General features: G+C 49.1%; 28 protein-coding genes. 11 read left to right on the top strand and 17 right to left on the bottom strand.

Annotated elements, in window-relative coordinates; translation table 11 throughout:
- Positions 1–89 precede the first annotated feature (89 nt).
- The 4 genes from DIJ65_RS06925 to DIJ65_RS06910 all read right to left on the bottom strand — a co-directional run bounded on the left by DIJ65_RS06925 (position 90) and on the right by DIJ65_RS06910 (position 2,472).
- A complete protein-coding gene (locus DIJ65_RS06925; protein WP_185959512.1) occupies positions 90–962 on the bottom strand; it encodes an IS3 family transposase in 873 nt (290 codons plus the stop codon).
- Between the two features lie 26 nt (positions 963–988).
- Positions 989–1,312 (bottom strand): transposase, encoded by a 324-nt coding sequence (locus DIJ65_RS06920; protein WP_185959511.1) that lies wholly within the window; start codon positions 1,310–1,312, stop codon positions 989–991.
- Positions 1,313–1,415: 103 nt separating this feature from the next.
- Positions 1,416–1,742: a hypothetical protein gene (locus tag DIJ65_RS06915; RefSeq protein WP_117300269.1), complete on the bottom strand. Its 327-nt coding sequence runs from the start codon at positions 1,740–1,742 to the stop codon at positions 1,416–1,418.
- Positions 1,743–1,908: 166 nt separating this feature from the next.
- Entirely contained in the window at positions 1,909–2,472 is a 564-nt protein-coding gene (locus tag DIJ65_RS06910) for a DUF488 domain-containing protein (RefSeq protein ID WP_117300271.1), read from the bottom strand.
- A gap of 217 nt (positions 2,473–2,689) precedes the next feature.
- On the opposite strand from DIJ65_RS06910, the gene DIJ65_RS06905 reads away from it, so the two are divergent.
- Together DIJ65_RS06905 and DIJ65_RS06900 are read left to right on the top strand one after the other, a co-directional pair.
- Complete coding sequence (locus DIJ65_RS06905) at positions 2,690–2,869, top strand: hypothetical protein (RefSeq protein ID WP_117300273.1); 180 nt, start codon at positions 2,690–2,692, stop codon at positions 2,867–2,869.
- Positions 2,870–3,084: 215 nt separating this feature from the next.
- Positions 3,085–3,732, top strand: a complete 648-nt coding sequence (locus DIJ65_RS06900; protein WP_117300275.1) for an O-methyltransferase — start codon at positions 3,085–3,087, stop codon at positions 3,730–3,732.
- 215 nt (positions 3,733–3,947) lie between these two features.
- Here the strand turns inward: DIJ65_RS06900 and DIJ65_RS06895 are convergent, their stop codons facing one another.
- A complete protein-coding gene (locus DIJ65_RS06895) occupies positions 3,948–4,472 on the bottom strand; it encodes a DUF6241 domain-containing protein (RefSeq protein WP_117300277.1) in 525 nt (174 codons plus the stop codon).
- 267 nt (positions 4,473–4,739) lie between these two features.
- Between DIJ65_RS06895 and DIJ65_RS06890 the strand changes: the two genes are divergently transcribed.
- Positions 4,740–6,404, top strand: a complete 1,665-nt coding sequence (locus tag DIJ65_RS06890; RefSeq protein ID WP_117300279.1) for a formate--tetrahydrofolate ligase — start codon at positions 4,740–4,742, stop codon at positions 6,402–6,404.
- A gap of 362 nt (positions 6,405–6,766) precedes the next feature.
- Complete coding sequence (locus DIJ65_RS06885) at positions 6,767–7,732, top strand: nuclease-related domain-containing protein (protein ID WP_117300283.1); 966 nt, start codon at positions 6,767–6,769, stop codon at positions 7,730–7,732.
- Between the two features lie 730 nt (positions 7,733–8,462).
- Here DIJ65_RS06885 and DIJ65_RS06880 read toward each other — a convergent pair.
- The gene (locus tag DIJ65_RS06880; RefSeq protein WP_185959509.1) at positions 8,463–8,897 is read right to left on the bottom strand and encodes an Hsp20/alpha crystallin family protein; all 435 of its coding nucleotides are present in this window, start codon (positions 8,895–8,897) and stop codon (positions 8,463–8,465) included.
- A gap of 412 nt (positions 8,898–9,309) precedes the next feature.
- Here DIJ65_RS06880 and DIJ65_RS06875 point away from each other — a divergent pair, with 412 nt between their 5' ends.
- The gene (locus DIJ65_RS06875; protein ID WP_117300287.1) at positions 9,310–10,419 is read left to right on the top strand and encodes a ketopantoate reductase family protein; all 1,110 of its coding nucleotides are present in this window, start codon (positions 9,310–9,312) and stop codon (positions 10,417–10,419) included.
- 24 nt (positions 10,420–10,443) lie between these two features.
- Positions 10,444–11,319 (top strand): CPBP family intramembrane glutamic endopeptidase, encoded by an 876-nt coding sequence (locus DIJ65_RS06870; protein ID WP_117300289.1) that lies wholly within the window; start codon positions 10,444–10,446, stop codon positions 11,317–11,319.
- 98 nt (positions 11,320–11,417) lie between these two features.
- Here the strand turns inward: DIJ65_RS06870 and DIJ65_RS06865 are convergent, their stop codons facing one another.
- From DIJ65_RS06865 to DIJ65_RS06860, 3 genes are all read right to left on the bottom strand, one after another.
- Positions 11,418–12,002, bottom strand: a complete 585-nt coding sequence (locus DIJ65_RS06865; protein ID WP_117300291.1) for a competence protein ComK — start codon at positions 12,000–12,002, stop codon at positions 11,418–11,420.
- A 318-nt stretch (positions 12,003–12,320) separates the two neighbouring features.
- A complete protein-coding gene (locus DIJ65_RS16290) occupies positions 12,321–12,494 on the bottom strand; it encodes a hypothetical protein (RefSeq protein ID WP_154718716.1) in 174 nt (57 codons plus the stop codon).
- Positions 12,495–12,500: 6 nt separating this feature from the next.
- Entirely contained in the window at positions 12,501–13,559 is a 1,059-nt protein-coding gene (locus tag DIJ65_RS06860; protein ID WP_117300293.1) for an S-layer homology domain-containing protein, read from the bottom strand.
- 292 nt (positions 13,560–13,851) lie between these two features.
- On the opposite strand from DIJ65_RS06860, the gene DIJ65_RS06855 reads away from it, so the two are divergent.
- Entirely contained in the window at positions 13,852–14,952 is a 1,101-nt protein-coding gene (locus DIJ65_RS06855; RefSeq protein ID WP_117300295.1) for an S-layer homology domain-containing protein, read from the top strand.
- Positions 14,953–15,022: 70 nt separating this feature from the next.
- On the opposite strand, the gene DIJ65_RS06850 is transcribed toward DIJ65_RS06855, so the two are convergent.
- Positions 15,023–16,117: an acyltransferase family protein gene (locus DIJ65_RS06850; protein WP_117300297.1), complete on the bottom strand. Its 1,095-nt coding sequence runs from the start codon at positions 16,115–16,117 to the stop codon at positions 15,023–15,025.
- Positions 16,118–16,681: 564 nt separating this feature from the next.
- Between DIJ65_RS06850 and DIJ65_RS06845 the strand changes: the two genes are divergently transcribed.
- On the top strand, positions 16,682–17,893 hold the full coding sequence (locus tag DIJ65_RS06845; protein ID WP_142836480.1) for an O-antigen ligase family protein: 1,212 nt from the start codon (positions 16,682–16,684) through the stop codon (positions 17,891–17,893).
- 121 nt (positions 17,894–18,014) lie between these two features.
- On the opposite strand, the gene DIJ65_RS06840 is transcribed toward DIJ65_RS06845, so the two are convergent.
- From DIJ65_RS06840 to DIJ65_RS06830, 3 genes are all read right to left on the bottom strand, one after another.
- Entirely contained in the window at positions 18,015–18,377 is a 363-nt protein-coding gene (locus DIJ65_RS06840; RefSeq protein WP_117300301.1) for a hypothetical protein, read from the bottom strand.
- Between the two features lie 550 nt (positions 18,378–18,927).
- A complete protein-coding gene (locus DIJ65_RS06835; RefSeq protein WP_142836479.1) occupies positions 18,928–19,179 on the bottom strand; it encodes a hypothetical protein in 252 nt (83 codons plus the stop codon).
- Positions 19,180–19,652: 473 nt separating this feature from the next.
- A complete protein-coding gene (locus DIJ65_RS06830) occupies positions 19,653–19,868 on the bottom strand; it encodes a YgaP family membrane protein (protein ID WP_117300307.1) in 216 nt (71 codons plus the stop codon).
- 144 nt (positions 19,869–20,012) lie between these two features.
- On the opposite strand from DIJ65_RS06830, the gene DIJ65_RS06825 reads away from it, so the two are divergent.
- Complete coding sequence (locus tag DIJ65_RS06825) at positions 20,013–21,485, top strand: amidase family protein (protein WP_117300308.1); 1,473 nt, start codon at positions 20,013–20,015, stop codon at positions 21,483–21,485.
- Positions 21,486–21,591: 106 nt separating this feature from the next.
- On the opposite strand, the gene DIJ65_RS16285 is transcribed toward DIJ65_RS06825, so the two are convergent.
- The 3 genes from DIJ65_RS16285 to DIJ65_RS06815 form a co-directional block, all read right to left on the bottom strand.
- On the bottom strand, positions 21,592–21,747 hold the full coding sequence (locus DIJ65_RS16285) for a hypothetical protein (protein ID WP_185959508.1): 156 nt from the start codon (positions 21,745–21,747) through the stop codon (positions 21,592–21,594).
- 210 nt (positions 21,748–21,957) lie between these two features.
- Positions 21,958–22,359 carry a hypothetical protein gene (locus tag DIJ65_RS06820; RefSeq protein WP_117300310.1) on the bottom strand — a complete coding sequence of 134 codons (402 nt, stop codon included), beginning with the start codon at positions 22,357–22,359 and terminating at the stop codon, positions 21,958–21,960.
- Between the two features lie 733 nt (positions 22,360–23,092).
- The gene (locus tag DIJ65_RS06815) at positions 23,093–24,085 is read right to left on the bottom strand and encodes a ribose-phosphate diphosphokinase (protein ID WP_260678691.1); all 993 of its coding nucleotides are present in this window, start codon (positions 24,083–24,085) and stop codon (positions 23,093–23,095) included.
- 295 nt (positions 24,086–24,380) lie between these two features.
- Here DIJ65_RS06815 and DIJ65_RS06810 point away from each other — a divergent pair, with 295 nt between their 5' ends.
- Together DIJ65_RS06810 and DIJ65_RS06805 are read left to right on the top strand one after the other, a co-directional pair.
- The gene (locus DIJ65_RS06810; RefSeq protein WP_185959507.1) at positions 24,381–24,974 is read left to right on the top strand and encodes an LPXTG cell wall anchor domain-containing protein; all 594 of its coding nucleotides are present in this window, start codon (positions 24,381–24,383) and stop codon (positions 24,972–24,974) included.
- Between the two features lie 11 nt (positions 24,975–24,985).
- The gene (locus DIJ65_RS06805) at positions 24,986–25,615 is read left to right on the top strand and encodes a class D sortase (RefSeq protein ID WP_230321297.1); all 630 of its coding nucleotides are present in this window, start codon (positions 24,986–24,988) and stop codon (positions 25,613–25,615) included.
- A gap of 101 nt (positions 25,616–25,716) precedes the next feature.
- Here DIJ65_RS06805 and DIJ65_RS06800 read toward each other — a convergent pair whose 3' ends face one another.
- Positions 25,717–25,995 carry a glutaredoxin family protein gene (locus DIJ65_RS06800; protein WP_117300316.1) on the bottom strand — a complete coding sequence of 93 codons (279 nt, stop codon included), beginning with the start codon at positions 25,993–25,995 and terminating at the stop codon, positions 25,717–25,719.
- Positions 25,996–26,013: the final 18 nt, after the last annotated feature.

Below are 26,013 nucleotides of genomic sequence, written 5' to 3'. Positions count from 1 at the left end.
AAGCCGTCTTCCATTTTAGGGAGACGGCTTTTTTGTGAAATTTCTTTTGGGTGCCATACGGCAGGTGACAGTAGTCTAGCCCCTCTTTATTAGACAGCCAACAATTGTGCACCTTGTTGAATACTTTTACTGTTTGCGTAAGCGGCTGGGGTCATATACCCCAGCCGTTTTTGACTTCTTTCTTCATTGAAGAATCCGATGAATTTCAAGAGGTCCTTCTGGACCTGTGTCGCTGAAACGATTGGGTGATGATGCGGAAACTCGGTTTTGAGATGGGAGAAAAAACTTTCGATGCAGGCATTGTCCCAACAATTCGCCTTCCGGGACATGCTTGGGGTGAACTGAAGTTTTTTTGCCAGCTGGTGATGCTTGACCGAACGGTAGACACTTCCTTGATCGGAATGGAGAACGACGTGCTCCAAGTCGGGTAATCCGCGATTCTTCATCGCAGAGCGGATGGTTTGTTCGACCAGTTTGAGGTCAGGGGTATCGCTGACGACGAAAGCGATAATTTCCCGATTGTACAAGTCCATAATGGCCGAAACATAGAATTTCACGCCTTCGACATTCAGTTCCGATAAGTCTGTCACCCATTTGCGGTTGGGAAGAATCGCGTTGAAATCGCGATTCAACAGGTTCGGGTAGACAAAGCCAGCACTTTTTTCTTTCGGCTGCTTATTCGTTTTCGGTCGGCGGATCTTGGATTTGATATTCAGTTCATTCATTAAACGGCGGACGCGCTTATGATTGATGACATGCCCTTTTGTTTCCTTCAATTCACCTGCTATCCGCCTTGCACCAATGGTGCCGGCATTTGCCTCGTACAAGCTCTGAATGGCCTCGACATCATTGCGATCACGCTCGGAGACAGTGCGAAGTGGCCGTTTCAAATAAGCGTAATAGCCGCTGGGCGATACGCCGATAGCCTTGCATAATTTTTGGACCGTGTGCTCTTTTCTCAAGCCGGATATGGCTTCGTAGCTTTTTCTTATTCGTTCTCCTTGAGAAAAGCCTGGAACTTTTTTAGAATTTCGATCTCCTCGATTTGATCGTTATATTTCTTTTCGATCGCTTTAAGGCGTTCCAGCTCCGCAGTCTGAGAAGTATATGTCGAACTTTGATGCCGGTAAGGCTGTAAGCCTTCTGGTCCTTTTTCCCGGTATTTTCTCAGCCAATTCGTCAAGGAATTAGGATGGATGCTGAGTTCTTCTGCAACCTCTTGAATGTGCCGTTTCTTTTCCAACACTTCTTGAACCGCTGCCAGTTTTTGTGCATAAGACGTCTGTTTTCCGCTTTCTTTTTTGCTTCCCATTGTAATTCCCCTTCCAACGAGCCTTGTGGTTGCACAATTATAGCACCTCTCGTGTCCATTATAAGGGGGCAGACTACAGTCACCCACACAATTTACACACAATTCACAAAACGATATTCGGATGCGGCTTTCTGATATCGAGCACGTAAACATCAATTTTGTTGGCAGTCAGGTCATGGCAAGAGTAAATCGGACGTCCCCTGTTCTCCGTCACTTCTATATAATCATTGACTTTTTCCTGCAGTTGGATGCCAATCGACTTACCGGCGCTCGCTTCTTCAAAACTTTCACGGAAAGCCTGCTCGTACCATAGATTCGAAACCTGAATGTTCTTTAAAACTCCCTTTTCCTGATGAGCCCTCACTACCAGATAATGATTGCCATATTCGTCTCTGACCAAATCGCCGGGCTGGACCTGTTGCATGCTCATCACTTCACATTCCTTTCGGTTTGCCGATTTTGATGGATATGCAGGATCTCCTCTGTCATCTGTATTCTCAAATTCTGCGATAAATAAACCCGCAAAACCAGTAGCTTGTCCAAACTAACAGCACATATGCCAAAGCTCTACCGTCCAATAAAACCGGTTTCCTTCATCAAGTTTCCGCTTTCTCCGGATAAACGACAACCCTGCTTTCCTCTTCCCTCAGCTCAGCCGGCGCGCCCCACATGCCCACTTCATGCTCGACCAGCTCAACAGTTTCGTCTTTGCCGTCTATGATGTGGATGACTTTGTGGCCGTTCGCGACGAGCCAGTTGCTGATCAGCAACCGGTGGCAGCGGGACGGATGGCGTTCCGAGCAGCAATACGCGACTCGCGAATCCGATGCCAGGCCGAGCAGTTCTTCGATGCCTTCCTGGAATTCACAGGTCAGCGTGTAATCGGCGTAGTTATGGAACGAACGATTATTCCAGCCGGCGTTCACACCTTCTTCGACTCTCTTCGATTTGCGGCGCCGGCCGCCGAGCCTGGGAACATGCCGGTAGCGGATGTTTTCCGCCTCCAGCCACTTCGGAAATTCGTCCTTTGAAAACTGCGGCCACTTGCGGCTGCCGGGAAAGGCCCGCACATCCGCAAGCACTTCGATTTTATTCTCCTTCAGCATCTTGTCAAAAAATTCCCTGGAATGGCTCGAATGGCCAATTGTGTAAAGTTCCATCCTGCTCCCTCCTGTATTCAAGCTTCTCTATGTACCATTCCTGTCCGTTCCGCCCCCTAAACACCCCCGGGAAGGCCGGCAAAGAAGAGCCTTCCGTTTTACCTGATTTCCCCGTATGGGATATACTGAACAAGAAGCAGGATGCATGGCGCAACTATTTTATTTCCATCTCTGGACATGGAAGGAATGAAAAGATCATTTCGAAGGAGGAATTCAAATGAAAGAGGAAAAAAACAAAAAACATCAGACGGAAGATGAGGCAACTCAAGCAAACCTTGAGATTCAGGAACACTTCGAGGACGATAAACAACAACACGACGAGACCTCTTCGCCGGTTCCATTTGTCGCGAATAACACCGCTCCATTGACGCCGCGCGACAAAAACAAAAAGAAGTAAAACCTATCCAACCGGAAAGCCAGGCACGCGGATTTGACACGCGTGCCTGGCTTTTGCGTTCTTTATTGTAAAGATGACAGGCACATAATTTCCCTCCATAAAAAGGTTTCTGTCCGCGAATGAAGAATTGAGTCAGGGAAGGTCTTCATTTCCAGCGGTACATTTCCGGCAATTGAATCATCGGCCAATGACCAATCAGACACGTCCAGAAAGGAATGGGAAAAGTGAAGCAAATCAACCAATACATTCATGACGTATTTACGAAACAGGATGACGTGCTGGACAACGTAGTAAGGTCCATCGAAGAGCATGGCATGCGCCAAATCTCCGTGCCGGCTGCCTCAGGCAAGCTTTTGACCCTGCTTGTTTCCATCTCCGGCTCCAAAAACATTTTGGAAATTGGTGCACTCGGCGGCTACAGTGGCATTTGTCTCGCCAGAGGGTTCGGGCCGGACGGCAGACTGACGTCGCTCGAACTCGAACAAAGCTACGCCGAGCTGGCACAACGAAATCTGGCGAATGCCGGTTTCGGAGACCAGGTCCGCTACCTGACGGGGCCAGCTTTGGAAAGCCTCGAGAGACTGATCGATTCCCATGAACGCTTCGACTTTTTCTTTATCGATGCCGACAAAGAGAACTATGAAAATTACCTCGCAGCCTGCATCAAACTGGCACAGCCGGGAGCTGTCATCGCAGCTGACAATGCGCTGGCGGGCGGCACAGTCGCAGATCCGGATGCTGAGCTGAAAGGACACACCGAAGTGATGAAGGCGTTCAACAAAACCGTGGCAAACCATCCACAGCTGGAATCGCTGCTCGTGCCCATCGGCGACGGCATAACGGTGTCACGGGTGAAAACTTAAGAAGAAGGCGCGAGGGAGGGCTCCCTGGCGCCTTTTGCTTGTCCGGCTTTTAGCAGTGGGTTTGAGGTGATGACGGTCACCCACACAATTCAATTCCTTCCGACAACAAAAAAAACACACCCCCAAAACCAAACCGGTCTCGGGCTGCAGCTTCCAGCACGCACTAATTATGAATTTCCTTCTTTCCTGTCAGCACACCCGGTAGTATGCGCGATTCACCTGAAGTGCTTCTCCACAAACGCTTCTTCCTGCGCCTGCGACATCAAGCCCGTCGCTCTTCCCACCGTGCCTTTGTGCCAGTTCCAGATTGTGTTGTGAACCGAAACTGCGTTGCTGAAGTCGCCCTGCTGCCAGGTCGTCAACGTCTCTTCATAGAAGGCGCTGTGCTCATAAGCTGCAGAATTCGCCCGTACAATTTTCAGCATATTGTCGATGTTGTCCGCTGACATTTCGACTGCGCCCCGCTTTTCGGTGGCGACAATCTTTTGATGCGTCATTTGGTGAAGATAGTTCTGTACTTTCTCTTCCTCCATGTCGGCCTTCACCTTGCCGGCAGTTCCTTTGGCTTCCTGGGTTTCTGCCGATGCCTTGCCTTCTTCGCGGAGGTCAATCCCTTCCGCAACCTCGGCAATCTCTTTGCCGTCTTCTGTGAAGAGTCCCTGCAACAACCAATATCCCGCTCCGCCAAGCACCGCCAACCCTATAACGGAAATCACAATCGCTTTCATTACAATGTTCATGCCCTGCCCCCTGTAACAGCCATCAGCCCGGGCTGACTGGCTATAGTATTTTGTGAGTGGGTTGCTTCAAACAACCTTGTGTCATATTACCTACCCCAGTAGTATACAGGAAAATAATTTTACTTGCTCCAATTCTGCCTGACAGGAAGTTCCAGTTATTTATTCGCCCCCGAGCAACCGGGGCAGCTTCACGACACCAGCCTAAATCGGTTCTTTTCTTACCAGCATCAAGGTATAATAAAGAAAAAAAAGAAAGTTGGAAAATGGATGTCATTTACGGATTTGTCGATTGCTGCAGAAGCAAAAATTTTGCCCATACAGGATATTGCCGAAAGAGCTGGAATTCCAGCTGACGCGCTGGAGTTATACGGAAAATACAAAGCGAAAATTGATGTCAATTCATTGCCCCCTGCAACTGCACAAGGAAAAGTCGTACTGGTGACGGCGATCAGCCCGACACCGGCAGGCGAAGGAAAGTCCACGGTAACGGTAGGGCTTGCGGATGCCTTCAATCAATTAAAGGAATCGGTCATTGTCGCACTTCGCGAGCCTTCGCTTGGGCCGGTAATGGGCGTCAAGGGCGGCGCGACAGGCGGCGGCTTTGCTCAGGTCTTGCCGATGGAAGACATCAATCTTCATTTCACCGGCGATATCCATGCCATTACGTCAGCCAACAACGCGCTGGCTGCATTCATCGACAATCACCTGCATCAGGGCAACCCGCTGAACATCGATCCAAGAAGAATCACCTGGAAACGGGCGCTGGATATCAACGACCGCGCGCTGCGCCAGGTGACGATCGGTCTCGGTGGCCCGGCACACGGCGTCCCGAGGCAGGATGGTTTCGATATTACGGTGGCTTCTGAAATTATGGCGGTCCTCTGCCTCGCGACTTCGCTTGAAGATTTGAAAGAACGGCTGGCAAGTATGGTCATTGGCTATACATATGACAGGATGCCGATTATGGTGCGTGACCTTGGTGTTGAAGGATCCCTGGTTTTATTGCTGAAAGAAGCATTTAAACCAAATTTGGTGCAAACAATTGAAGGAACTCCTGCGATCATCCACGGCGGACCGTTTGCGAATATCGCCCATGGCTGCAACTCGCTGATGGCGACGAACACAGCGAGACGGCTTGCGGACATCGTGGTGACCGAAGCGGGATTCGGAGCCGACCTCGGTGCGGAGAAATTCATGCACATCAAATCGCGCAAAGGCGGCTTCCATCCGGATGCGGTCGTCATCGTCGCGACGGTGCGGGCGCTGAAAATGCACGGCGGCGTGGAGAAGTCATTGCTTGGCGACGCCGATGCTGACGCGGTGAGACGCGGCATGGTCAATTTGGCAAAACACGTGGATACGATCCGCCAGTTCGGCATTGAACCCGTGGTGGCCCTGAATCGTTTCATCACAGACACCGAATCCGAAATAAACGAAATCATGCAATGGGCCGAAGCGGCTGGCGTTCCCATCGCGTTGACCAATGTGTGGGAGCAAGGCGGCGCAGGCGGTTTGGAATTGGCGAAGCTGGTGAAACAGGAGTTGGATCGCCCGACGGACTTCAGCTATTTATACGAAGCAACCGATTCGGTCGAAGAAAAACTTCGGACGATTGTGCAAAAGGTATACGGCGGAGACAACATCCAACTGTCCGACAAAGCGCAAAAACAGCTGGTGGAATTAAAGAAATACGGCTGGGACGAGTTGCCGATCTGCATGGCGAAAACCCAATATTCATTATCGGACCAACCCAAATTATTGGGACGCCCCGAAGGATTTACCGTCACCATCCGCGAGATCATGCCAAAACTCGGCGCAGGCTTTCTGGTATGCCTGACCGGTGACATCATGACGATGCCCGGCCTGCCGAAACAGCCGGCCGCATTGAACATGGATGTCGGCCCGAATGGTGAAGCCATCGGCCTGTTTTAATATTGAAGCAATCCCCAAAAGCCTGCGGGCTATTGGGGGTTTTTTTGGTTTGTGGGGGGGGTGAATTGCTGAACGCGGGATTATTTTTTTGAGCGCGGAATTATTTTTCTGAACGCGGAATTAATCTCCTGAACGCGGAATTATCTCGCTGAACGCGGAATTATCCTCCTGAACGCGGATATCCCCTCCGACACCTCCTCTATCCAAAAGAAAACCCCCTTCTTCGCCCACTACCCGACCCAAAACCAAGAAAAAATGGATGCTTTTCGCTACGGCGAAAAGCGAAAAACCTCCCCCGGAAAAATAGTTAGAATTGTTAAACAATAAGCTTTTCCAAATGATATAATTTATTTACATTGACGATGGGGGTGAAGAGTATAAAAGAAAAGATCGAACTTTTACCGCAACCTGAGGCCCTTCTGCACTTCATTGCCAGACTGCCCGAAACGCATCCTCGAAAAGGGTATCTCAAAAATCAGCATCACCGGAAAACCGCGGGCATACGCGGTGAGATCAAAATGCAAAATAAATTCAAAGAGTTTCACCTGGACGAAGATTATCACGCACTGTGGGATATCGGACTGGAACAGGGCGAATGGATTACCCAGTTTGACGGCCTCATTCTGACGGAGAAATGCGTCATTATCCTGGATTCGAAGAACGTCAGCGACGACCTGCATTTTACTGAGCAGACCGGTGAATTTATTCGCATGAATGATAAAGGAGAGCGGCTGATCCTTGATGATCCCGTGTACCAGCTGAATAAGAATATCCGCTTTTTAAGGAATTGGTTGAAGAAGCGAAAGTTTGATGTCCGCGTGAAAGGCCTGATCGTCAACACTGCGCACAATTGCATGTTCCACTCGAAGCCGACGGGCGCTCTCATTTGCAAAACTTACCAGATGAACGAATATCTTTACAATATCCTCCAATCCACTCCTCAAGAACCGACACCTTTGAAAATCAATAAAATCAAGCGATTGCTGGAGGCCAATCATACCCCTTATGTCAGAAAACCTCTTTGCAAAACTTACAAAATTTCTTATGATGACTTGAAGCGAGGCGTCCATTGCTCAAAATGCAAGGGGTATCAGGTGGTGCGCAGCAAAAGAAATTGGGTATGCCGCGACTGCAACACAAAAAATGCCGCCGCACACCATTTTGCTCTGCAGGAGTACTTCACGTTTGTAAATGACAGTATCACGAACAAAGAATTGCGCGCTTTTTGCTCCCTTGACTCGGCTGACACGGCAAATAGAATTTTAAGGCAATATGATTTTGTTGTTTCCGGAGAAACTAAAGCTCGTCGATATCAAATAAAGAAATAGTGTCGTTGCCGCCGCCTGAAAAGCGGCGTTTTTTGTGTTTGAAACGCTGAACGCGGGATTATTCTGCTGAACGCGGGATTATTCTGCTGAACGCGGGATTAATCTCCTGAACGCGGGATTATTCTCCTGAACGCGGGATTATTCTGCTGAACGCGGAAATCCCCTCCGACACCCCCTGTCGCGACACACTTCTTAAAAGAAAACCCCATTCTTCCTCCACTTTCTGACCATCACCAAGAAAAACCGGAGAAACTAAAGCTCGTCGATATCGAATAAAGAAATAGTCTCGTTGACGCCGCCTGAAAAGCGGCGTTTTTTTGTGTGTAAAATGCTGAACGCGGGATTATTCGTCTGAACGCGGGATTATTTTGCTGAACGCGGAATTATCCCCCTGAACGCGGAATTAATCTCCTGAACGCGGAATTATCCCCCCGAACGCGGATATCCCCTCCGACACCCCTCCCGCGGCACGCTATTTAAAAGAAAAACCCCTTCTTCCTCCACTAGGTGACCAAAAACCAAGAAATAATGGATGCTTTTCGCTACGGCGAAAAGCGAAACCCCAAAACCCCCAAACCCCCAAAAACCACCCCAAAACTCCGCAGGCAACCCCAAGTTTTTATTCCATCAAAAAAACTGCACCGCCACCGCCGGATCGCTCCGGCAATGGCAGTGCAGCACCACACATCAATAACATTCAATTTTTATCGCTGCAGCGCAGATTATGCCATTATTCCAGCTGGATCTGCGTGCCATTTTTTTTCTTCTCATCTTCTTCGGCCTTCGGAACCTTCAACTCCAGCATGCCGTCCTTGAACGAGCCGTGGATCTTGCTTTCGTCGATGTCGCCTACGTAGAAGCTGCGTTTAAACGAACCGTAGGACCGCTCTTTGCGGATGTAATGGCCGTCGTCTTCCTTCGTTTCCTTGCTCTCCTCGCGGGTTCCTTCCAATTCCAGATAGCCGTCGCGGTATTCGACTTTGACGTCGTCTTTGGAGAAACCGGGCACGTCCATTTTCATCTCATAGCCGTCATCGACTTCCTTGATGTCGACTTTCGGGTAATGGGATTCCTTGAAGAAACGGTCGAACAAATCGGTTTCAAATCCACTTTCAAACAGGCTCGGGAAAAAATCCTCCCGTTTGCTTGGCAACAGTTTTCTCATAGCAAGATCTCCTCTTTCCATTAATTAGTTTCGGACTTGCGAATATCCATGGCCAGCGACCTATGTCCACCAATTGCTTTCCCAACCGCTTCGCCCATGCCTCCTTCCGCAATCAGAATTTACCTCCTGCGAATTAACTGAAGTTATCTAAAAATTCAGTTATCAAGTAAAATTATAACGATTCGCAAAAAAATGTCAACATCGTTTTAAATTTTTGCCGTTAAAAATCGTGTCATTTGATACTGAGTGCCGGTAATATCGCCTGATCCCTTCACTTGGACTCGCTCCCAGCCCGGCCGAAAGAACTTTCTGGAATTTTTTCAATTTTCTTATAAATAACGCGCATAATCAAATATAAATGGTATAATAAATCAAATTTGTATCAAAAAATACGCATAAAGGAGCAAAGAGCATGAAAAAGAAAATTTTAATTTATGGAGTGGGACCTTTCGGGAGTTTATTCGCGGAGCGCCTGGCAGAAGCGGGCCATTCGGTTTCCCTGCTTGACCACGGGGAACGGCTGCAGGAATTGAAAACGCACGGCGTAGTCATCGAAAATACCGTAACGGGCGTGCGGACGGTCACGCATCTGCCGATTGTCGAGAGCCTCGGGGAAGAAGATTATTACGACCTGGTCATTGTGCCGGTGCGAAAAAATAAGGTTTCCGCCATCCTGCCGGCGCTGGCGGCCAATAAAAACGTGCCGACGTTTCTGTTCATGATGAATAACGCCGCCGGCCAGCAGGAATTTATCGATGCACTCGGCAAAGAACGGGTGATGGCCGGATTTCCGCTGCCGGGCGGGTATAAAGAAGGGCAAGTCATGCACATGATGCCGGTGGACAAGAAGAATACCATGATGCTGCCGATCGGCGAAGTGGATGGCAGTGTCAGCACCCGGACCCGGGAAGTGGCGAAGATTTTGAGTTCCATGCGCGGCTACCGGGCTGAAATCCGGAAAGACATCGACGCATGGTTGAAAACACAGGTTGCCGTCATGATTCCGACGCTTGTTCCGGCCGTTTATGCGTGCGATTCGGATCCGGAGCATTTTGCTGAAACGCGGGATGCGCAGGTTCTCATGAAACGCGCACTCCACGAGTCGCTGCAGGCAATGAAGAACGCCGGAATTCCCATTACGCCTCCCGCGTTTGAAATGATGGACAGGATTCCTGAACCAATTTTTGTGCTGGCGCTCAGCAAAATGGCAACCACACCGCCGTTCGGACCTATCCTGCAACACTTGAAGGATTCAGCGGATGAAAATGAGTATTTAACGGATGAATACTACGCCATGATCCGGCCCGGAAATACGCCGACGCCGACGATCGACCGGCTGACGGAATACACCTATAACAGAAAAGCCCCTCTGCCTGCCGGCTCGAACAGCATTCCGCTCAATTGGCGTCCCATATACGGTGCTGCAATTGGCATTGCCGCCGTTGCCGCTGTTGCCGGCGCGGCTGCGCTGATCGTGAAACAAAGAAACGGCAATTTCCGCCTCAAAATTCCAGCCGCTTAAAGTCACACGTTGAAGGTGCTGAAAATGGACAACGTAATGAAGAAATCCGCAATTTTTTACGGCGCAACCATCCTGGTTTCCTGGACACTGTGGATTGGCGCCATGGCCATCTCCGGACAGACCGGTGTGGAGATTCTGTACAATGAAGGCTTCTACACCGCTTTGACGGAAGGCGTCGAAAGTGTCGGGCAATTGCTGCTGTCGCTGCTGTTTACAGCTGCGGTCTACGGCCCGATTGCGGGTGTGGTTGCCGTAGGGCTGGTGATGAGGAACCGAAAAGACGGCAGCCTCTTGCCACCGCCTGCCGGAAAAAAGCGTCCCGCGAACATTGGGGGCTGGCTGCTGTTCATCCTGCTCTATCCGGTCCTGCTGTTTTCAGCGGCACTGCTGGTGACGTGGACTATGACGGGATTTACCGGGGAGTTTAACTGGGGCGTGCTGCCGCTGTGGTTTCTTCCTGTCTTTTTCCTGTTCCAGTGTGTTACAAGCGGCATGGAGGAGTTCGGCTGGCGGGGCTATCTGCAGCCGCTCCTGCAGACCCGCTTCACCGCCGAACAAGCCTGCTTTCGTGTGGGGGTGCTGTGGAGCATCTGGCACTACCCCTTCATCATTTACCTGAACTATTCCGCCGGCACCACGGCCGTGCTGCTGACGCTAGTCGGCTTTACACTGCTGACCATTCCGCAGGCTTACGTGCTCGGCTGGCTTTACAACAGCACCCGCAATGTCTGGCTGTGTGTCATCCTGCACGCCTGGGCCAATACGGCTTCTTCCTATTTGCTCGCCGCGTCACCCCTTCCGCTGGTGACACCGATCGCCGTAGCCATCGGTACCTGGCTCGTGGCCAATTACCTGGTGAAAAAATACGGCAAGGAGAAGTTGAGCACACAGGCCGGATGAGGATCCGCCCAAAAATATGGGAGTAAAGCAAAAAGCAGCTGGCCCCCATGGCCTGCTGCTTTTTCTCGATCATCAAAACGCCTGTGAAATGCGGACTGCTACTCCACCAATACGCCGTCTTCATAATTGCCGCGGTCACGGTTTTTACTGAAATGGTAGGTGATGCCCGTTTCCATCACTTTTCCTTCAAATTGCATCTTTTGCGCCTGCATCTTGAAGCGCAGCTCATAGGCACGCTGCATTTTTTTCTCGAATGCCTGTTTGCTGACGTCCAGCATGATGGTGCTGCCATTGCTCAATTCGACCTGCGTCAGGCTCTTGCCGGCGCTGTTGTAGTGCTTGACGTGCTGCAGCGCAAGCCAGACGCAATCTTCGCGGTATGGCGAGCGGCAGGGAAACAGGATGATGTCCTGTTCCTTGTCCAGAATCAGCGGGTTCATATTCATCTTTCCGAGAATTGCCTGGGCACCCTCCACCGCCCCCCTCATGCTCGATCCGCGGAAGCGCAGGTTCGTGTCAATCAGGTTATAGGGACTGAGGCCGGCTTTGGAAACGCCCTCCTTTTTGCACAATAAAGAGTTTAAAAAGCCGTTTTCATCAAAGTCCGGCAGGATGATAATCGTCTCCGAACTGATGGCATATTCCGGCTTCATCACCAGATTGATTTTCGTTTTATGTCTCATTTGGATTCCCCCTTTTTAGTTACCGCTTATTATTTGGACTAAAGTGGAGTATACTGAGCTTTAGTTGGTATACTCCAGCTGTTCCTCCGGATGACTGTCGGCCAGACTACTTCATCCGGAGGTTTTCTATTGCCATTGCTGTCCTGCTCACATCCCGCTCACCTCCTCCAAGTTCAAACCACACGAATGCCGCCCTTCCCCTAACCAGCACTGGGAACTCAAAGCGGCAAAGTGCATCCCTTATATCATTTGACCCACTTCTTCAATTATATATTTATACCCACATATTTGTCTAATTATTTACAAATCTTTAACTATTTAAATTACGGCGGATTTGGCCGTGATTTCTTCCGGTTCGGACTCCCGCACAACCGGTTGAATTGAGCCCTTTTCGATGTCCGTAACCATGCAAAAGCCGCATCCGAAACCTCCACGGTTTTCGGATGCGGCTTTATGGTTTGCAAGCAGCAGGAGCTGCTTGCGGCTGATCAACCTTCTTTACTCGACACTCAGCAGTTCGCTTTGCACAACGCCCGCTGCATCGACTGATTTGACCGTCGCATAGCCTTCCACCATGTAATACCTGAAGCCGTCTTCGCCTGTCACTTCGGTGGCGTTTGTAAAGGTCATGTACGGCGTCTCCACGGTTTCATTGACTCCGGTGATTGTGTGGGTGATGGTATCATTACCCAGGCCGGTGGTAAAGGTCTGGCCGACTTCCACCGGATAGACGAGTGCCAGGTCGCGCTCGGAATACGGGTAGCCGTAAGCAAAGAACTCCCGATTCTCAAGTTCGAGGTATTCGTAGTTATTGACGTCGCCCTCGACTGTCCACATAAATCCGTAAGTCAGATCTCCCCGGTCCGGTACATCGACAAAGCGGTGGACCTCTGTGGATCCGTCTGCCAGGCGATAACTGTAATCTTTGGTTTTGTCTTTCTGATGAGAGCCGGGGATGACCGCATCATTTTTGAATTCCGGCTCAAGAGCCCGTGCAAGGAAGGCGGCAAACTGTCCGCGCGTCACTTCCTGATTCGGGCGGAACGTGTTGTCCGGGTAGCCGTTGGTGATATTGGCTGCCAGAATCTTGCTGATGGCTTCTTCATAATAGGCATTTGACGGAACGTCGCTGAACGACACGTCTACCGTAAAGGCAAGATCAAACACCCGCTCGACAACCAGCGCCATATCGCCGCGAATGATCGAGTCGTTCGGCCCGAACCTTCCATTCCCGTAGCCTTCAAAATAACCGGCTTCTGCCGCTTCGGCGATATAACCGCTGGCATAATATCCGGCCGGCACGTCAGTAAACTGTGTCGCCCTTTCCGTGCCGTCAAAATCCTGCAGGCGTCCAACCATGACGGCCGCTTCAGCCCGGGTTACTTCCTGGTCCGGCCGCACTGTGCCGTCCGGGTAGCCTTCAATCACGCCCATGTCCATCAGGTACGTGATCTCCTCATAGAACGGGTGGCTTTCCGGCAAATCCGTGGCGGCAGCGGCAGGAAGGGCCAATACCAAAGACAGCAGGATGACAACTGTTCCCATCAATTTCTTCATATGCCTCACTCCTCCATTTTTTTGTTTGACTTCACGCCACCATTTTAACAGTTGAAAGGTTTGCGTACACCCCTAAAATAACTAAATAATCAGATTTTACTATGGATTTTACACCAGGACCGGCTGCAGTTGATTTAAATGAAGGATATCGGCATCACATTTTGGCCATCCTGTATCAGAAAAGCACTTTCCTGGATATGCAAAACTGTCAATTAATTATTATTTATCACAATATTCCGTTACTTTTTAATCACGACTATGGTAAAATGAAAACAAACAGGGAGGGATAGAAATGAAGACTTTATTGTCTTTAATTGCAGCTGCCATCCTGATGTTCAGTTCGTTCTCGTCTCCTGCCAAGGCAATCGTGCTGTTTGATGACGTGAATGCCGACCACCCGTTTGCTTTTGAAATCGCCTATCTGTATGAGGAAGGAATCATCAATGGTTATCCTGACGGCACCTTCCGTCCAGATGATCCGGTGATCCGTTCCCACGCCGTCGCCATGATCGGACGTGCACTGAATCTGGATGATACGGCCCGCTCCACCGGCTTCCGCGACGTACCGGCAAGCCACCCGTTTTCCGGTTACATCGCTTCAGCCGCTGAACAGGAAATCGTTATCGGTTTTCCGAATAACTATTTCCGTCCAGATTGGACCGTCACACGTGCACAGACGGTAACGATGCTGGACAGAGCCTTCTATTTCCCGGAAGCGCCGGACAATTCGTTCTCGGACATGAGCGAAAGCCATTTCGCGTTTGATGCGGTGTCCCGACTGGCTTACCAGGGCGTTGCCCGCGGCTATCCGGACAATACGTTCCGTCCCGACATTCCGGTGACGCGTGCGCAGTTCGTTGCATTCCTGGCCCGCACCATCGAACCGACTTTTGTTCCTGACAAAGCGGAGCTGCTGAACACGGCCAATGACATTCTGGCCGAATTGCAGGCCGAAGATTTCGCTGACGTGGCTGCTTATGTCAGCTCTTCGGAAGGTTTGACGTTCTGCCCTTATGCCGGTGGTTGTGTACCTGCAGACGCCGTCACCTTTACGAAAGCTCAGCTCCCGGGCTTCATGTCTGATACCACCGATTATTTATGGGGCTATGAGGACGGCAGCGGCTTTGAAATCAATCTGACACCAGCGGAATATTACGACGAGTATCTGATGGATGCGCCTTATACCGCGAAAGAACATTACGGGCGAAACTCTCCGACAGCTACGGAGTTTATTCACCAGGCGTATCCCGATGCGACCATCGTCGAATACTATTACCCGGGAACAGATGAATTTGATGGATTGGACTGGCAAAGCCTGAACATGGTCTTCGAAAAAAACAGCAACGGAGACTGGGTACTGGTGGCCATCATCAATGACCGTTGGACCATCTGATTTTGAAAAGTGAACAGCGAAAGGCCCGGCAGAATATAATCTGCCGGGCCTTTTTTTTGCTTTATTGTGCTTATCGCCCTTCGTTTGCATACTCCGGCTCCATGCGCGCAGTTTTCGGTTTCGGCATGCTGGGCTCGAGGTATTTGATCTTGCCCGTGAAGTAGCGGGTAAACGGACTTTGATACAGCAGGAACGCAACGCCGATACAGGAGGCGATGGTCAGGAAAGACATCGAAATGACATACGCAAAGAAGCTTTCTCCGAATGTCATGGACAGCTTGACGAAATACGGCAGGAAAATCATATGCGTCAAGTAGATGAAGAACGAGAAATTGCTGATCATGACCAGGGTGCCGCTGTTGAAATTGAATTTCCGGATCAGCGCCACCAAAAGTAAAAATGCGCTGACCGAGTACAGCAGCATGTCGTAGCGTTCGCTGGAAATCCGGCCATAGTCCATCACTTTGTAGTTGAAGACAATGATGCCGAAGCTGAACAGTACCATCAGCAGCGGAACCCATAGTTTTGCGGTCAGGAAACCGACGAGCTGCTCATAGTAGCGGCCGATGTAAAACGCCACGATGAAATAGAACAGCCACATCAGAATATTGGTTTTATACCAGAAAGGATACACATTCACGATCAGATCATGATACGCCTCCATGTGGACGAACGCATAGACGTGCGTGAATGAGATGGCGAATGAAATCAGGATCGGCCCGATCGGATTGACGCGCGCCAGGTACTTCCCGATCAGCCGGTGCAGTATGTAAAACTGGAAAATGACGATGACGAAAAATCCGTACCATTGCCCATAAATCACTTTTCGCTGGACAACTTCCATGAATACAGCGAGGTCCCCGCCGGCGCTTTTGTAGCTGACGACCAAGCCGACCAACAGGTAAGGAACCAGAATATACTTGATCCGTTTGCCAAAGAACCCTTTTTTCAAACCGTCGGGATAGTTTTTGGCAATCAGGCTTTCGGACAGCAGAATAAAGATGGGAGTTGAACAGAGCAGCGCAAAGCGGATCCAGATGATGTACTGGTCGTAGGCAGCCTGGTCGACTTCGATGTTGCGCAAGTAGTTTGAAATGGAATGTGTCCCGACAATGGCCAGACACATGATGGCCCGTATGATATTGATTTCATTTAAATTTTTCACAAGGATTCTCCAATTGATAACCTGAACTCGTGGAAGAGGGATTATATCTTTTTTTATACCCGGCACTCAAATACGCCGTCGCACATTATAATAGTATAAGGAATCTCTATTCGGCTGTCCAGCAAATCCAAATAAAATCATTACTTTTTTAGCACATTTTGGATGAAAGGAAGTTGAAAAAGAACGGCATGAAGCACTGGGGAAGTCCCCTATGCCTCCCCTCTACTTGGTTCAGGAGTTGTTTGGATGGAATTGCTATTTCCAACCAAAAACCAAAGGACAAATTTTTATTAAATTCTGACTCCTGCCTTCTTCCAGTAAAATACTATTTTTAAGAATATTCCTATTTCAATATAAATTTTAAAAAAGCAATCTTCAGAATTCCGTATGGTGCGTAAGGGCGATTCTTCCCGATAAACAGTAATTATAATCAGCCATTTTTCAAAAAAATAAACCTTTCTGCTGCTGCCTTCTAACTCAATAATTGTTATATAATAGAAATTGTGTGATTTGAGACATTCAAGAGTTATTCTCTGTCGCAAAATTGAGTTTGAGGTGAAAAAATTGGAACTGACCAGAATCCGGCCGGCAGCACAGCTTATTGCTTCGGCTATTATATTGATCACCCTTATCGTGATGGGGATGCAGTTTACGGTGCACCATTTCATGAGCAAGGAATCGCTTCTTTTCCCCGTTATCATTTTGGCGGTGGCGGTGGTTTACCATCTTCTTTTTGACAGGGACATCATCCCGAACCGGAATAACGTGCTCGTCTTCGGGTCGTTGCTGGTTTTCTCCGTCTATTATGTCCTGAACATCAATGGCAGCAGCCCATTGAGAGTGGAATACATTGTTTACTTTCTAATCATCGTTTCGCTCTTTACCGCTATCATGTTTTTCAAAAACCGGATCATCGACAAAAGATTGTGGATTGTCTTCGTCTTCATCTACGCGAATGTGCTGTTTTTGCCGATCCTGTTGTCTTTCAACAACTTGATCGCCGCCAATTCCAATGGCATCATCGCTTTTCTGTTGTTGTTTTTCTGTCTGATAAATCTGAAAGAAAAAAACATCGTGCTGCGTTCACTTAATATCTATACCCTGGTTTTATTGATCATCACCTTGTTTACCGCGACTTCCAGAACCGCCATGATGGCATTCTTCATCGTTGGCCTGGTGTTTTTCGCGATAAAGTATTTGTATCGCTACACATTTCAAATCGTTGCTTCCCTTGTCGTTTTAAGTCCGCTGGCAACCGGTTTATATATCTATTTAAACCACACGGCACTGGGCACAATCCTTAATGACTTAAGCCTTGACATAACCGGGAAAAATTTCTTTTCCGGGAGAGACAGAATTTGGAATGAAGCTCTCGATGCAGTTGTTCAAAACGGCATGTTTTGGACAGGCTTAGGCAATAACTCCGAATTCCCGGAATTGGGTGGGTATTTGCATAACCTCTATGTCCAAGTTTTTTATCAAGGCGGTATTATCGGTTTAATCTTAGTCGGTATTTTCCTGCTTTCCCTGGCGTACGCCATCGGCAAAACAAAAGTGATCGACTACGATTTCCGGATTCTCATGGGTTACTTCATCGCCATCCTGTTTTTGCAGGTTTTTGAAGGTCACCTGGTTTATAAATTCGAAATCATTTCGGTGCTGAGCTGGATCATCATCGCATTCCTGATCAGAAAATCTTCACACACCCCGTCCGGCTCCACCGGTAGCCCAGAAGCAAATCGGCCACAGGCATTGGATGGTTCAGCCAGGGCGTAACCCACTGGTTTTTTAGAAAAGAAAATGCCTTTCCGACTTTTCGTCGGAAAGGCATTTTTTGTTTGGCTTCGCTGTTGTTCAAGTGAGGGCCGTCGCTCCGGCCATTCAGGATGTTGCGGTTTCAAGTGATGAACTCCTTGCGCGTGGAGTTCCGGTGATAGGGAGTGATGTAAAACAGCTCTTCCGGACAACTCTTGGATAAATGGCATAAGCTGTAGAAGACGCTTTGCGAGAGTTCGTAACGCTGCATACAATTAGGCAATGCTCTTGCTTTTTCAGATGCGTGGCCCTCCATCACTTCGTCTATGTCCACCCATACGGCCTGGACCCGGGTTTGTTCCTTGCCTTCTTTCCTGACGGAAGTTTCCCTAGTCAGGCGAACAAAGAAAGTGATAAAAGCCGCTCCGTTTTCAATATGCACCTCTTTGGATCTGAGAAAAAAATAGCCAACCGATTGTTGAGGCAATTGCTCCATCTTTTCCATTTCCACTTCCCTCCTCCCATTCCATCATGATTCTTCTTTACTTTTCTCCCAGTACACCAAGTGCTTCGAACGGGCATACAACGAATGCACATCAAAATACAGACATTTTTTCTTCCATCCGATAAAAAATTGATATATTCTAACTTTTACCGCTACCTTAAACCTATAGTATAGTTGAAAACATGTAAAGGCTTTTTAAATATTCTTCTTATTCAGAATTCTTATATGTTTTTTTCCTATACTTTTACCTGTCCCGTCCAAAATCTGATGATACAAAAAGAAGACACGGAAGTTCCCGCATCTTCTTTTCGCATCGGTCTGAGTGATACAATTCCTCTTCCGCCATGGCTTGCCGATAAGCCATGTACTTCAATGGAAGCGATAGAAAAATTCATGGATCGGGCGTTTCTCATTCCTTACGGGCACCTGCCTAAAACGCGTGAAGGTTTTTACTAATAGGGAGTCTGAAATAATAGTTTATAAAAAAATAAATAAATGCCGGAAGACAACAATGCCTGCTCCAGCCGGCATCGGCTCAGGAAGTGCATGCTCACCTTTCCTGCTGCTTCCTGTCAGCAGCTCTCTTTCCGATTTTCACGCCCACTGCGGCCAGAACAATGGCGCCGATTCCAGCCCCGACATATGCGGCTAATTCATACCCTTCAAGCCCGGTGGATTCGTGGATGTTGAAGCCACCCAGAAAAGTTCCCCCCACGACCAAACCGAGAAAAGCTCCGCCAATCAGTCCGGTAACGAAACCTGTAAAACCGCCGGTGATTCCCATCATCATCCTTCTGTCCACAGCCGATCAACTCCCTTCACTTGGCATGGTATACGGGCAGCCCCAGCAGCCGATGAGAGCTATCCGCTTTCCACAATCATGCAGAAAAAAGACACATCCTTTCACCATCTCGGTTTCTGGATGCGCCTTTTTTAGCAAGCATTTGGTGCACAAAACCTGAATGGCCGCTCATGCAGGACGCGCTGTTCGATGAAAAGGCGCCAGGCTTGTTCCGGGGCGTTTCGGTTTTCCGCTTTACTTGGCCCAGCGATGGAAGAAAAAATAGGCCAGGATGAGAACGACCGCTATAACAGAAAGGATTAACATGGGCACAAGCCCAAAGACAGCATCCATAGATACTCCGCCTCCTTTTATCCCTATCATAGACCTATCCACCCCGAATGGAAACAAATTAATCTGATAATTCAGTTTTATTTGAAATACCGCCCATTTTGTTCGGCCAATCGCTGGATCGCTCTACAGGATACCTTCTGTTATTTCAGGAACTTCGAGCCTTCCAAATTCAATGCATCTGCAACCGGACAATAATAGGTGATGCCTTCCGCGACTTTTTGCGCGCCTGCAACCGCCAGCCCGAGCTGAACTCCGGATGTGCCTTCACGCGCCATTTTGGCTGTGGAATAAGCGAGCAATGTCAAACCGCCTGTGATGCGTAGCACCGCATTGTAGGTACCGATATTCTGCTTCATCGAATTGCCTCCCTCAAAATTGTCATTAGTATGTAACTTCCCTTTCCCGGGGAATTATAAACGGGCCCTGCAGTCTGATGCAGAGGCACGTTGAATTGTGTACACTTAGCATATGATCTTATTAACCAGCAAAGGGGCAAACAGATGGAAACTGCAGCATTCAACATCACCGAAGCAACAATCAATGAAATTCAGCAGGCATTCAAAGAAAACAGACTCTCTTCAGTCCAATTGGTCCAAGGCTATCTCGACCGAATCGAAAAGTTCGATCGCAACGGTCCGAAGATCAATTCGGTCCTGGCCCTCAATCCCGATGCACTGAAAATCGCAGCCGAACTGGATGAAATGCGCGGCCAGGATGGCCAGGGGCCGCTGTACGGCATCCCGGTCCTGCTGAAAGACAACATCGAAACGACGGATCCGATGCCGACGACGGGCGGAACCATTGCGCTGCAGCAGAATTTTGCGCGGCAGGACGCCTTTGTGGCGGCGCAGCTCCGGCAAGCGGGCGCCATCATCCTCGGCAAGGTCAACTTGAGCGAATGGGCATACTTCATGTCGAAAGACGGGCCGAGCGGCTACAGCGCTCTCGGCGGCCAGGTGCTGAACCCATACGGCGTTGCGACATTCAAAGCCGGAGATGTCGGCGGTTCGAGTTCGGGCACCGGTGCCGGTATCGCTTCGAATTTTGCCGTTGTCGGAGTCGGCACCGAAACTTCCGGTTCGATTCTGAGTCCGGCCAGTGCCAATTCCATCGTCGGGATCAAACCGACGGTCGGCCTGATCAGCCGTTCCGGCATCATCCCAATTTCAGAGAGCCAGGATACAGCGGGACCGATGGCTCGGACCGTTGCGGATGCTGCCATCCTGCTGGGCGTGCTGACCGGCGCCGATGAACGGGATCCGGCCACACAACCGGGTGCCGCACAGGTCTTGTCCGACTATACCCCCCATTTAAAAACGGATGGCCTGAAAGGCGCCCGCATCGGGGTCGACATCAGTTTCCTGAACGATGAGGACCCGGAACAACGGGCGATCGTCGACCGGGCCATCGAACATATGAGGCTGCAGGGTGCAACGGTCGAAGAAGTGACGATTCCCGTAGAACCGTTTCAATCAGACGTCCTCTGGTATGAGTTCAAGCGGGGCGTCAATGACTATTTGCGCACCGTACCCGATGACGTACCGGTCAAATCGCTGGCTGACGTCATCGAATTCAATAAACAGGATCCGGAACGCCGGATGAAGTTCGGGCAGGCGGAACTGGAAAAATCGCAGTCGATGAGCGCAGATCCGGCCGATCCCACTTATCTGGCACACCGCGCAACCGATTTGCGGACGGCAGCGGCTGAAGGCATCGATGCCGTCATGGCCGAACAGGAATTGGATGCGCTGCTGTTTCAGGATAACCGTGGCGCCGGCATGCCGGCAAAAGCCGGTTACCCTTCCATCACGGTTCCAGCGGGCTATACGGGCACGGGCCTTCCGGTGGGCATCACCTTCAGCGCACAGGCTTACAGCGAACCGCGATTGATCGAACTGGCCTATTCCTACGAACAAGCCACCAAAAAACGAAACGCTCCGGACTTCGGAGTGGACACACCAAACATCGATTAACATACAAAAGCCGTATCCAAAAAACCTGTGTGGTTTTCTGGATACGGCTTTTTTCTATCCATTTTTCAGTTGCACCTGAAACGTCTCTGCCTCAGGAACATGATTTTCATTTCTCCGCGCGTGGAAATTTCACTGTTTTCGCGGACTGGGAATCCTTTTCCATTTTGTATTGTTTGTAGCCGTTGATGTGGTCCATGTACATTTGCAGATAGTTTTTGGCTGGGGCATCCATTCTTGTTTCTTCTTTAATCATAGTATTCATCCGTTTCATCCTCCTCAGTATTGTTTAATGCACTCCTTGTCACAAAACCGGCAGCGATTCACTTTTCAGCGATTTCCATTCCTGCACTTACCATTCATGATGCGATTACGGGTACTGAAATACTTGTTTGTGGATTTCCACTGAAGGGTCGCTTTTTCAGATCAGACCCCAGAGCTTCCGCTGCAGCGTATGCAGAACTGCTCTTTCCTGCTACCCCAGTTTACGGAGCGCTGCTGCAAGGCGGGCAGTAAAATCTTCAAAAGGCTCCTGGGATTGCAAACGCAGACGGTACATCCCGCGCTCCATCGCCAGCTGCTGCGAGTAATTTATGGGCAGCAAAACAGGATGCTTGATAAGGGTCCGGGTAAAGAGGGCCAGTTCTTCGGGCAGGAGAAAAATTTCCGCTCCATTTACTGCCTCCCGGTCATCCCGGAAGATCTTAAGGGGTACTGACAAGTCCACAGACCAGCTGCCGGACTTGCCTGGACGCTTACGCACTTTGACCAGCCGTTTCTTTTGAAGTTTCCAAAACTCCGGGTTCAATTCGACTTCGGATCCCTTAAATCCGTCAACTTGCTCAGCCATAACTAACAGGGAATTCGTTTCTGTCACTCTGCCCACTCCTTCTGCTCTTTTCAATAAGTTTACTGACAGGATATCCGTCTGGTGCCTGCGTGTGGAATTCCCGCGCCGTTGTCTGAGGTTCAGTGATAAGATTTGGTCACAGCCTTCAAATCGTCCGTTATTTACTGAAAATTAAAAAATCAAACCAGTTATTTTTTTGCCTGCTTACCATTCCAATCTTTTCGTTTTCATAACTGAAAGTTGAACGTTTTACCTATGATTAAACAAAAATTTATCATTTCCTTTCTTTTATCGATACCATTAACCTATACCATGCTCTAAAATATGTAAACAGCTTTTAAAAAAGACTAATTATTCAGAAATCTTATTGTTTTTCTTCTATACTTTTTCTCAGATCTACTTCCTAACAAAATTAAATCAACTTCCACTTCCGCCCAGGTAAGGCTGCCTCCTGCAGATAATGTTTCACGGCCTGTAACATTACTGTAATAAGTTTCAATTCGACCACTGGGATGGAGCAGATGGAAAAGCGCTTCCTTCCGTGTCCAATTACTTCAATATACCCGGTGACAAAAGCCCTTCAATTTTTCTGCAAAACATGACTTTAAAATAATAGTTTTTAAAAAAAAAATTACAGCCATTTCGAAAAAAATCCATGCAAAAACCGCACCCAAAACCCCTGGGGGTTTCCGGATGCGGCTGCTTTTTGCCTGCATTTAACGGTTGTAAAAAGGATCATTTCCGGCACTTCGGCTCGACTTCATTCGAATAACGGAGTGACCGGTTTTGCATTGTGGACATGTTCAATCGCTTCGGCGAGCAACGGCGCAACGGACAGGATCGTGATTTTCGGAATGCGTTTTTCCTGAGGCACGCGGATCGTATTGGTCACAACCAATTCCGTGAGGGACGATTCTTCGATCTTCTGCACCGCTTCGCCTGACAGGACGGCATGCGTACAGCAGGCGTAAACCGCTTTCGCACCCTTTTCCACCAGGACGTTGGCAGCCAGCGAGATTGTGGTGGCGGTATCGATGATGTCCACGATAATGATGACGTTCTTGCCTTCAATGTCCCCGACAATGTTCACCACTTCGGGTTCCCCGGGGTGCATCCGGCGTTTATCGATAAAGCCGATCGGCACGTCCAGGTGGCTTGCCAGTTTACGCGCCCTTCCCAGACCGCCGTTGTCCGGAGCAACCACAATGGCGTCTTCCAGTTTCTTGTCCTGGAAATACTTCGATAAGATTTTGCCGCCCTGCAGCTGGTCCACCGGCATATTGAAGAATCCCTGGATTTGGGGAGCGTGCAGGTCCATTGTGATGATGTGGGTGGCGCCTGCTTTTTCAAGCATGTTGGCCACCAATTTCGCGGTGATCGGTTCACGCGAACTTGCTTTACGGTCCTGCCGCGCATAACCGTAATAAGGAATGACGACATTGATGGTTTCCGCAGAAGCCCGTTTCAATGCGTCGATCATGATCAACAATTCCATGACGTGTTCATTTCCCGGCTGGGATGTCGATTGAACCAGATAAATTTCCGATCCCCGGACACTTTCTTCAATGTTGATCTGGATTTCCCCATCGCTGAAGTGGGTAATGGAGCTTTTGCCGAGCTCACAGCCGAGCAAGTCGGCGATTTCCTGGGCCAATTCGGGGTTTGAATTCAAGGTAAACAGTTTAAATTTTTCTCCTAATAAATAAGGCACTGGGTAGCCTCCTTTTCGATAATTGATTTTGCAATACTCCATAAGCTTATGGCTCCTATCGAGGTTCACCAAATGCCATGCAGCCTGCAACTGTTGGTTTTATGATACCTGTTTGCCGGCCCAATAGCCAACAGTTCGCGGATATTCCAATTTTTCAAATTGTTTCGTTGTCCGATTGTTCGGACCAAAATATCTTACAAAAAAGGGGTTATTTCTGACACTGGAATGCAACTTTACAAATAAATTTCAAATTCATTAAAAAAATTGCAAAATTATGTTTAGAACGACAAATCCAAGGAATGAAAGGAATGTAACTACTTTTAAGGAGGTTTTATTTTTGTTAAAAAAATTAGTTGTGGCAGTCTTGTTTTTGGTAACGCTTACAGGAATGCAGGTCTCAGTTTTCGCGGAGAATCACGGCGAACCCCCGGTCAAAGAGTTGGAGCAGCAGTTCAGTGATTTAATCTACCTGGAACCGGCTGAAGATTACGAAGTGAAACAGTATGAGTCTTTGGACCAGTTAGAGGAAGCGTACAAAAGCATCATGGTTTGGCCATTGGCAGACCATTATTTGGATACTTATTTTAAGGAAGAGAATGGCAACGTATACCTGATCCCAACGGAGGGCCCCATCCGTTTGAATCCGGATGAAGACTATACACTGGAACGGATCAGCAACGACAAGTACGAGCTGACCCAGGAAGGTAAAAATCCGTTAAGAGGAGAATACACATTAACCATCACTTACAGCTATGAAGCCGGCAAATGGGTTTTCGGTGACCGTATGGATATTGTGTCTTCTACGGAAAATGGTGGAGAACTGCCGGACACAGCGTCCTCTCTTCCAAACGCGATGGCATTCGGTGGCGCTGTCATGGCAGTTGGCGCACTTATGCTCTTCTCACGCAGAAAGTCATCGTTCACTAACTAAGGATGAGGCAGATGAAAAAAATCGGCATTTTATTTTTGCTTACCGGATTCATGGTAGTTGCCTGGAGCGGCTATTCCTTATGGCAGCAAACCCAGGCAGTCACCCATACCACGGATGAAGTTCCGGAACAATTCGGGAATTGGGAACACACGACTTACCAGCAGCAGCTGGCTGTTCCCGCTAAAAAGAAAATGGCTGAGCAAACACCCGAAACGCCTGATTACACTACCGGCGACAAAGTGGGAACACTGAACATTCCCCGCATCGGTACACAGTATGAAGTCTACTGGGGCACCGGTGAAGATACTTTGAAACAGGGTGTGGGCATGTATGACAGCCAATGGACCGTTACGCCTGACCATCCTGGCCATGTAGTGCTGTCAGGTCACCGCGAAACCGTATTCAGTCAGCTGGGCTCCCTTAAAGAAGGGGATCATCTGTATGCCAGTTATGACGGGAATATATACGATTACCAGATCCGGGACATGTGGATCACGGACGCGGAAGACCGAACCGTTATTGTCGATAAAAACAAGCCGACGCTCACGCTGACCACTTGTTACCCATTCGATTTTGTCGGTTCTGCTCCCGACCGGTACATTGTCCAGGCTGAGCTGGTTTCGGTGGAGACAATTGAATAAGAACTGAATACGACAGGACATCTTCCCTCCGCCACTCCGGTGGCCGGAAAAACTTTTTTCACCATAAAAAAATGCCCCTCCAGCTGTTGGAGGGGCATTCGCTATTTTCGATCCAATAAACGCAGGATTTCGTCCCGGTTGCGTTCAAAGCCGATGAAGTTGTCCGTCAGTTTTTTGCCGAACAGGCCTTTCTTATAGAACGCGAAGACCGGCACGATCTTGGCGCCGGATATTTTCTTCATGTCCTCTTCCAGGGCCGGATCGGCGCCGACATCCTTATGTTCGTACGGGATGTTCTCCTGTGCCAGGTAGGCTTTGGCGTCCTGGCAGTCCGAACAGGTCGGCCGCGTATAGAGGACCAGTTCCATTCCTTTGTCCATCTCGCTTCACACTCCTTC

The sequence above is a fragment of the Planococcus salinarum genome (genome assembly GCF_007004625.1).
Taxonomy (GTDB): Bacteria; Bacillota; Bacilli; order Bacillales_A; family Planococcaceae; genus Planococcus; species Planococcus salinarum.
This window is presented reverse-complemented; position numbering and strand designations above follow the sequence as displayed.